Origin of the sequence: Pedobacter sp., assembly GCF_035317785.1 — a bacterium.
Taxonomy (GTDB): domain Bacteria; phylum Bacteroidota; class Bacteroidia; order Sphingobacteriales; family Sphingobacteriaceae; genus Pedobacter.
The window spans coordinates 1-8793 of record NZ_DATHGC010000039.1 but is presented as its reverse complement, the minus strand read 5'-3'; the positions used below and the strand labels follow the sequence as shown (position 1 = coordinate 8793).

General features: G+C 44.9%; 10 protein-coding genes and 1 pseudogene. 6 read left to right on the top strand and 5 right to left on the bottom strand.

Features of this window, described 5'->3' with window-relative positions; translation table 11 throughout:
• A pseudogene (locus VK541_RS02815) lies at positions 1-372 on the bottom strand (gluconate transporter); the annotation flags it as partial.
• A gap of 69 nt (positions 373-441) precedes the next feature.
• Between VK541_RS02815 and VK541_RS02810 the strand changes: the two are divergent.
• The 5 genes from VK541_RS02810 to VK541_RS02790 all read left to right on the top strand — a co-directional run bounded on the left by VK541_RS02810 (position 442) and on the right by VK541_RS02790 (position 3327).
• Positions 442-912, top strand: coding sequence for a RidA family protein (locus tag VK541_RS02810; protein WP_324366721.1), 471 nt, complete (start codon positions 442-444; stop codon positions 910-912).
• A 10-nt stretch (positions 913-922) separates the two neighbouring features.
• Complete coding sequence (locus tag VK541_RS02805) at positions 923-2026, top strand: dipeptidase (RefSeq protein ID WP_324366719.1); 1104 nt, start codon at positions 923-925, stop codon at positions 2024-2026.
• 104 nt (positions 2027-2130) lie between these two features.
• Positions 2131-2496: a hypothetical protein gene (locus tag VK541_RS02800; protein ID WP_324366717.1), complete on the top strand. Its 366-nt coding sequence runs from the start codon at positions 2131-2133 to the stop codon at positions 2494-2496.
• Between the two features lie 100 nt (positions 2497-2596).
• The gene (locus VK541_RS02795) at positions 2597-3127 is read left to right on the top strand and encodes a ferritin (protein WP_324366715.1); all 531 of its coding nucleotides are present in this window, start codon (positions 2597-2599) and stop codon (positions 3125-3127) included.
• Between the two features lie 77 nt (positions 3128-3204).
• The gene (locus tag VK541_RS02790; RefSeq protein WP_285058865.1) at positions 3205-3327 is read left to right on the top strand and encodes a hypothetical protein; all 123 of its coding nucleotides are present in this window, start codon (positions 3205-3207) and stop codon (positions 3325-3327) included.
• A 12-nt stretch (positions 3328-3339) separates the two neighbouring features.
• Here VK541_RS02790 and VK541_RS02785 read toward each other — a convergent pair whose 3' ends face one another.
• Entirely contained in the window at positions 3340-3933 is a 594-nt protein-coding gene (locus tag VK541_RS02785) for a thymidine kinase (RefSeq protein WP_324366712.1), read from the bottom strand.
• Between the two features lie 98 nt (positions 3934-4031).
• Between VK541_RS02785 and VK541_RS02780 the strand changes: the two genes are divergently transcribed.
• Positions 4032-4961, top strand: coding sequence for a hypothetical protein (locus tag VK541_RS02780; protein ID WP_324366710.1), 930 nt, complete (start codon positions 4032-4034; stop codon positions 4959-4961).
• Positions 4962-4967: 6 nt separating this feature from the next.
• On the opposite strand, the gene rodA is transcribed toward VK541_RS02780, so the two are convergent.
• Genes rodA through VK541_RS02765 form a run of 3 tightly spaced genes read right to left on the bottom strand, consistent with a single transcriptional unit; the run spans position 4968 to position 8712 of the window.
• Positions 4968-6236, bottom strand: coding sequence for a rod shape-determining protein RodA (gene rodA / locus VK541_RS02775; protein WP_324366708.1), 1269 nt, complete (start codon positions 6234-6236; stop codon positions 4968-4970).
• Positions 6236-8200 carry a penicillin-binding protein 2 gene (gene mrdA / locus VK541_RS02770; protein ID WP_324366706.1) on the bottom strand — a complete coding sequence of 655 codons (1965 nt, stop codon included), beginning with the start codon at positions 8198-8200 and terminating at the stop codon, positions 6236-6238. Before mrdA ends, rodA begins: the two co-directional genes overlap by 1 nt.
• Positions 8197-8712 (bottom strand): rod shape-determining protein MreD, encoded by a 516-nt coding sequence (locus tag VK541_RS02765; RefSeq protein WP_324366704.1) that lies wholly within the window; start codon positions 8710-8712, stop codon positions 8197-8199. The genes mrdA and VK541_RS02765 overlap by 4 nt, the downstream gene beginning before the upstream one ends.
• Positions 8713-8793: the final 81 nt, after the last annotated feature.

Genomic DNA, 8793 nt, shown 5'->3' with positions numbered 1-8793 from the left:
AAGCGGGACCATTAGTACAAATCCAACATTGTAGAATAAAGGGATACCGACAATGAAACCTGTGAGCACCAAACCCCATTGAATATATTTGGTTCCAAACAGATTCATCATGACCGATGCTATCTTTTGCGCAGCACCGCTCTCAGCGACCAGCTTGCCCAGCATTGCGCCAAAAACGATGATGGACACTAGTGATCCGAGTATATCCCCCATGCCTTTTTGCACAGAGGCAGTGACGCTTTTGAGTGGTATACCCAGCATAATGCCGCAAAATATAGATACAATTAAAAAAGCAATGAACGGATTGATCCTGGCCCAGGTAATGAGCAGGACCAGTAAAAGGATGCAGCCGATAACGATCAGTATGGTCATTTGGTTAGGGGTTTACCCAAACTTAGATAAAATTGTTAAGTTTGAACATATACTATTTACATTATTACCATGACATCATCACCTCAGCAAGCATTTTCAGCTTTAAATCTTGAACTGCCTCCTGCACCACAGCCACTGGGTATTTATAAGCCCTTTTTGGTAGACGGCAAATACCTTTATCTTTCAGGCCACGGTCCGGTATTGCCTGACAGGTCACTGATCATTGGACGCATAGGTGAGAATATGGACATGGACGAGGGTAAGCTGGCCGCCCGTCAGGTCGGGTTAACGATGCTTTCCACAATTGTGACTAATTTCGGAAGCCTTGATGTCATTAAAAGAGTAATTAAGGTGCTGGGGATGGTAAATTGCAAGCCTGATTTTGAGAAACATCCCTATGTAATCAATGGCTGCAGTGAGCTGTTTGCTGCAGTTTGGGGAACTGAAAACGGGATAGGCGTCCGCAGTGCTGTGGGTATGGGCTCGCTGCCCGATAATATCCCTGTAGAGGTGGAAGCTGTCTTTGAGTTGCATCACTAACAAATTCAATATGTTTATTTTAGATGCACACCTTGACCTGAGCATGAATGCCATGGAGTGGAACCGGGACCTGCGGCAACCTGTAAGCACATTGCGCGCCAGGGAATTCGGCATGACAGACAAACCTGATCGCGGGAAGGGGACAGTATCCTTTCCTGAACTTCGTAAAGGGAATATAGGTATTGTGGTGGCCACCCAGATTGCCAGATATGTAAAACCAGATAGTTTGATTCCGGGCTGGACATCTCCGGAGCAGGCCTGGGCACAGACACAGGGGCAGCTTTCCTGGTATAAGGCAATGGAGGAAGCGGGCGAGTTAATTCAAATTGCGGACGCAGCGGCCCTGAAAAACCATTTTGACCTTTGGAATGACCATACACCCAACGAAAATAAGCCAATCGGCTATATCCTGAGTTTAGAAGGAGCAGACTCTATAGTTGACCTCAATTATCTGGAAAAAGCTTACGCATACGGACTAAGGGCCCTTGGCCCGGCACACTATGGCCCTGGGAGGTATGCCAATGGCACAGACTCAACCGGTCAGATGGGGCCGGCAGGCTTAGCGCTGCTGAAAGAAATGGAACGGCTGAATATCATACTCGATGCCACACACCTGTGCGATGATGCCTTTTGGCAGGCGCTAGACCATTTTAATGGCCACGTATGGGCGAGCCACAACAATTGCCGGACTTTCGTAAACCACAACAGGCAATACAGCGACGATCAGATCAAGGCCCTGATTGCAAGGGGTGCGGTGATCGGCGGAGCATTTGATGCATGGATGCTGGTACCTGACTGGCAAAGAAAGCTTTCTACTCCTCAGGGCATGAACTGCGGGCTGGATAAAGTCGCGGACAATATAGACCACATCTGCCAGCTGGCCGGAAATTCCCGGCACGCAGGTATAGGCTCAGATCTCGACGGTGCTTTTGGCACGGAGCAGTCACCCTTTGACCTCGATACCATTGCTGATCTGCAGAAACTGGTGACCATACTTTCCGGCAGAGGTTATTCGGCCGGTGATCTTGAACATATTTTTCATCAGAACTGGCTGAACTTTTTATATCAGGCCTGGGCTGAACCAGTCGGGGAGACGACTATGGTCAGTTTTTAAGAGATCATCGAACTTTTAAATTATTTTAAAAAATTTCAGCGTACGATTTGGATTAATTCTAAATAATGTCAATATTTGCACCACGTAAGTTTTGAATGCGAAATATGCAAGAATTAGCAATACTACCTTCTGTCGATTTCTCTGAAGTATATAGTACCGGATTCGGAGCTATGTACCAATCTGATAGTGAAAATTGCTGGTATATTGACTTTGCAGGAAAGCTTGCCCGTTTTGATTACCGCAATTTACTCAAACTCAAAAAAGCAGTTTACCAGATTGACATAGAGAAACTGCTGCTAAGCAGCGATAAGGCGCCGGATCTGGAAATTATCTTTATCTGCGCATGCAACCATTGCTACGTATTGTCCCTGATTCAGATCATTGCATTAAAAGAATTGCTGCAGGGTACATTTGTAATGCTGGACCTCAATCACATCATTTACGATCGTCTTCACAGGATAGTCGCCTGATTAACTTAGAATTAGAATCTTTCCATATTGTGTTATTATTCTTGCATGCGGGTTTATTGCATTATTTTTGATGTATTAATCCCATTAAATCAATAGGAACATGAAAGACATCATTCGCGCAAAGTGTTTAATTTCATCAGATGTAGAAACACTTATCAACCAGCAGATAAAAAAAGAAGCCCACTCTTCATCAATATACTTATCCATGGCCTCATGGTGCAACCGCAATGGTTATGACTTTTCATCCGAATATTTTTTCAAGCAGGCTGAAGAAGAAAGAATGCACCAGCTTAAGTTCTATAAGTATATATTAGATATGGGTGGTACTGCAATATCTCCTGATGTGAGCAACATCAAAATCGAGTACAATTCTTTCCGTGAGGTTTTTGAAGAAGCATTGGAGCAGGAAATTGCGGTAACCCAGTCCATTAAAAACATTGCGGCCAGGTGCCACAAAGAACAGGATTATGTAACCTTAGAATTCTTAAACTGGTTCTTCAGAGAACAAAGAGAAGAGGAATACAAAGCCCGTCGTGCGCTTGAGCTATTTGACGTAATAGGTGAAGAAGGAACAGGAAGATGGCAGATCGACAAGCACGTAGGTCAGATCAAATACGACAGCGAAGCTTAAACTAAAAACGGTTTAAATTCAAGAGGGTACACACTTTTGTCAGTGTGTACCTTTTTTTGTATATTGATACCACAGCCATGTCAAAAAAGGATAAAGACAAAAAGTCTGATAAAAAGAAAAAGGACAAGAAGAAAAAGAAAAAAGAATGCTGCGAGAAATACCTCAAAGGCAAACGCTGCGACAATTGTCCTTTTGGCTAGAGGCCCGCTTCTCTAGTTCAGGTTGATTACGCCGTCCCCAATATGATAACACCTCCTGCACCTGGGTTCGTAACTTTCCTTTTCACCCAGTAATACTTTCTCCTCACCGGCTACTGTCCGGAAAGAATACATCGCCGGAGCACCGCATCGCACACAAACCGCATTGACCTTGGTGACGTGTTCAGCAATGGCCATCAGTGCAGGTACAGGGCCAAAGGGTTTTCCCGAAAAGTCCATGTCCAGGCCTGCTACGATCACCCTGATGCCTTTCTGAGCCAGCTTATTGCATACCTCCGGAAGATTCTCATCAAAAAACTGCGCCTCGTCTATCCCTACCACCTGGGTGTCTGTACCAAGTAATAAAATTGCGGATGAGTGGTCTACCGGCGTTGACTGGACAGAATTCAGGTCATGAGAAACAACGGCGTTCTCGTCATACCGGGTATCTGTCCTGGGCTTAAAAATCTCCACATTCAGCTTTGCAATTTGTGCTCTTCTTAGTCTCCTCAGTAATTCTTCTGTTTTGCCCGAAAACATAGAGCCGCAAATGACCTCTATGCTGCCGCAAAATTCTCCCTTTCTAAAATTTTGTTCGCTGAATAACATGTGTTTATAGTCCTTGTAGCCAGCTAATATCAGAATTTTGTAGTACTTTTGGGTGTCAAGTTACCAACATAAAACGTCAATTCTACCGTTATAACACTATGATGAACCAGGCTGATATCTTTAAAAAAATAGGAGTAATATTAAGTGAGCTTCAGGAACAATATGAATTTTTAGCTCAAAACCCTGAGCAGCTCAATGAACTGGAGCTGGAACTTTTTTTGGCCAATGCCAACTTTTTATCTGATCATGTTGAGATTATCCGCAAGCTCAATACCAGCAGAATACCAAAGGAACTGCCACAGCATACGGAGATTTCAAGCGCACAGGCCGAGCAGATTCCCGCCCGCCCGATAGCACAGGAACAGGCGCCGGTAGTTGACGATCTGCCTGAACCTAAAGATTATACTTTTTTTGAGAAGCCGGCTGACCTGGTAGACTATGTGAATGAGGAGCCCGAAAATACCGCACATACTTTTGAGTTTATACTAAACGACAATCCTGAATCCGGCAGATTTGATTTTGGAGAGCAGCCGGCAGACGAAATTTTTAGAGAACCAGAACTTAAAGAGGACATTGTCGAAGAAAAAGTTGTTCCCGCCCCAATAACATCATTAGTAGAGGATAAAATAGAAAAGCAGGTTGTACAACCCGGACTATTCCGGGCGGAACCTGAAAAGCCAGCCGAAAATGAAGCACCAACTGCCGCCAGGCCAACTTTAAACGACCTGCTGGCAGGCAATAAGAGCAGCGGCTCGCCGAAAGTCAAAGATGAAGACAGTAAACCCCCTGTAACCGACCTGAAAGGTGCCATCACGCTCAATGAAAAGCTCCTGTACATTAAGGATCTTTTTAACGGGTATAATCTGGCTTATTCCGAGGCCATAGACCTGATCAATAAAATGCCTGATCTCAAAACAGCAGACCATTTCCTGAAGAATAATTATGCGGAGAAAAACAACTGGCAGGCAAAGCAGGGAACAGTAGACCAGTTTTATGAACTGCTGGCACGCCGTTTTCCCAACGGCTGATCAGAATCAGATAAAGCCCATCCTGTTGGAGTCCAGTTTTAGGAAAATAAACAGCAGTACCGTAAAACTCCATAAAGAAGAACCTCCATAACTGATAAATGGCAGTGGGATTCCGATAACAGGAACTATTCCTATGGCCATGCCTATATTGATGAATACGTGAAAGAACAGGATGCAGGCTACACAATAACCATACACCCTTGAAAAGCTGGAACGCTGTCGCTCCGCCATATTGACCAGCCTTACCATCAGAAAAATAAATAGTCCGATCACCACAAAACATCCGGTGAATCCCCATTCTTCGCCTATAGTAGAGAATATAAAGTCTGTGCTCTGCTCCGGAACATATCCGTATTTGGTTTGTGTGCCCTCCAGAAATCCGCGTCCTGTCAACTGGCCTGAACCTATGGCTATTTTAGACTGGATTACGTTGTAACCTACGCCTTTGGGGTCTGTTTTTAACCCGAGTATAATTTCGATCCGGGTACGCTGATGTGTTTTCAGCACCTTTTCATAGGCAAATTTCACTACAAACAGGTAGGATATCGCTACTATAGTAGCTATAATGGCAGAGAACATGATCTTTTGTTTTCTTCTGTTGCTGTAAACAAAGAAGCTCCCGATCAGCAGAATGACCGGGATCAGGATTTGTAAAGGCACCAGGAAGTCTGCTACAAACAGCACGATCATGCCCAGGAAGATCAGCAGGAAATAGCCTGACAATCCTTCCCTGTACATTGGGAACATGAAGGAGAGAAAGACCAGTGCTGACCCGGCATCCGGTTGCCGAAGAATCAGTATCAGGGGCATTCCAATGATCAGTGCCGCAAAAAGAATCGATTTGATGTCTCTGAACTTGGGGCTAAAAGTACTGATGTACCGGGCCAGCAGCAGGGCTGTCCCGAATTTGGCAAGCTCAGAAGGCTGGAGCCTGAACCCGCCGATGGCAAGCCAGGCCTGGTTTCCTCCAACATTTCTGCCGACTACCAAAACTACGATCAGTAACAGTAAGGTAATGCCGTAGATGATGGGAGAGAAGATGCTGAAAAACTTGCCGTCCAGCAGCAGAATCGAGAAGCCAAGCACCAGAGCCGAAAGGATAAATACCAGCTGCTTGCCTGAATTCGTTGAAAAATTGAATACAGAAGTATCCCCATCAGCGGTAAATATAGAGGCGTATATGTTGATAAAACCAACCGCACAAAGCAGCACGTAGACCAGGATGGTGATCCAGTCTACCTTGAAAAAAAACCTGTTGCTTTGCGGAGTATTCATTATCTGGCAGTAGTAATGGGTTTATTGATCTTTACCGGACTTACAGCGCGCTTCAACTGCAATTTTTTGGCAGCTGAGTCAGCTTTAATGCTGTCTGCGTTTTTAACACCGGGCTTAATTTTAGGTTTTGGCAAGGCAGGCAACACCACCTGTTTCTTCATCCATTCTACCTGCGCTTTCCGGTATCCGCCTATACTATCCTTCAAATATTTTTCGGTGAGGTAACTGGCAATCGGAGCAGCATAAGTACTTCCAAAACCTGCATTTTCTACGATGACTGCAATGGCGATTTTAGGATTATCCCTCGGTGCAAAACCAATAAAAACAGAGTGGTTCTTTCCGCGCGGGTTCTGAACGGTACCTGTCTTACCGCACATGACGATGTCAGGGATCCTCGAGAGTATGGCCGTACCCCAGGAGGCGTTTACAGCGTCCTGCATTCCGTCTATTACCGGGGTAAAGTGTTTTTCATCTACTCCAACATAATTTTTCTTTAGATATTCTTTTTTTATGACGTGGTTTTTGCCAATTGATTTAACCAGATGGGGTTTAATATAGTACCCGCGGTTGGCAATGACAGCCATAATATTTGCCATTTGCAAAGGCGTAGCATCCATTTCTCCCTGCCCTATCGCCAGTGAGATTACGGTTGAGTAGCCCCAGTATTTGCTGTATTTCTTTGAGTAGTACGCCGCGTCGTACAGCCGGCCTGTCCTTTCGTTCGGCAGATCGACCCCAAGGCTGTCGCCCAGCCCCCAGAGTTTTACTTTGCTCCTCCAGTCGTCGTAGGCAATCTTCTGGTTTTTGTATTTGCGCTGCGTAAGCAGTTTTTGAAATACATAGCAGGCATAGGTATTGCAGGACCTTGCGAGCCCCATTCGTACAGCCACATTGCCATCCCGGTGCTCACACTTTACGGTATGATTTCCTACTTTGAAGTATCCGGGACAAAAGAATGTTGTATTTTCATCGATCACGCCTTCCTGCAGCCCTATCAGGGCATCGAGTGGCTTAAACGCTGATCCGGGTGAATAATAACCCTGAATTGGCCGGATATTAAATACCCTGTTCGGATTCTTCAGCAATTCCATGTAGTTATTGCCCTGCTGACGGCCCACCATCAGGTTCGGGTCGTAATTTGGGCTGCTTACAAAAGCCAGTATTTCTCCTGTTGCCGGTTCTATGGCCACTATACTGCCGATTTTATTTTGCATGAGCTCTTCACCCAGTTTCTGAATCCCTAAATCAAGCGATGAGATCAACTGCTCCCCGGATATGGCTGCAGTGTCAAATCTTCCTTCTGCATAGCTACCCTTGGGTACATTATGCGCATCATAAAGCATGTTCACAACCCCGCGCTCACCTCTCAATGCTTTTTCATAGGCGCGCTCGACCCCCTGCCGGCCGATGTAATCTCCAGGACGGTAATAGCCCTGTGAATTGTCAATTTCCTTTTGGGTTACTTCCTTAATATACCCCAAAAAATGGCTGGCTATACTGTCCGGATATTGCCTGATGGTTCTGCTTTGTACAAAGAAGCCCGGAAACCGGGAAAGCTGTTCAGACAATGACTGATAGATCTGTACCGAAAGCTGTTTCTCGATAATACTGGGCTGAAACCTGGAAAGCCGTCTTGCTTTCCTGAAGTTCTTACCAAATTTGGCTGTGTCCACATCAATGATCCTGCAAAGCTCCAGTGTGTCAAAAGGCTTCACATCATTAGGAATGGCCATCAGGTCATAGACGGGTTCATTTTGCACCAGTATCTTTTCATTTCTGTCGAGAATAACCCCGCGGGCAGGAAAGGTATAAATAGGGCGCAATACATTACTCTTTGCAGTACGAAAATACTGATCACTATAAACCTGGATATAAAACAATGTGCCAAGTAAGATGAGTCCGGTCACAATGAATAAGCCCTGTACCACATACTTCCGGTTGAACAGATTGTAATTATCCATCATCGCATTTTTCTGTTATAGAATATAAACTCTATCAGTACGACAGTAAACAAAGTAAAGAGGCCGCTCAACAAGCACCTGAGCAGGGTATATGACAGCTCTGTAAATCTGAATGTTTCCAAAAGAAACAACACGATGTGGTGGGAAAAAATGCACAGCAGCGCATAAAGCATGAACCATCTGAAGCCCATGTTGCCGAGTGTTGGCTCCGGCTCATCAAAACCATCCCTGCTTACCGTCACAGAAATGAACAGGATCCTGACAAAGGCGAGCATTACGCAGGCTGCAGTATGCACACCTAAAGTATCGTAAAATGCATCCAGGGTCAGGCCTGTGGCAAAGGCTATGATATAAAGCAGTATATTGGGTATCCCGAATGGCAGCAGCAATAAAAAGAGGATGTAAAGAAAAGGAGTAGCCATATTGTAAAGACTCAGATTCCTCAGCAAAAGGATTTGAACCAGCAGCAGGATCACCCACCGTACTACGTTTGCCAATATTAGTTTACTGTTCATCCGGGATCTTTGCTTCTAATTCCTGCTGTTCCTTTGCAAATTTATCTTTTATAACATACACATATTGTAAGGTACTAAAAT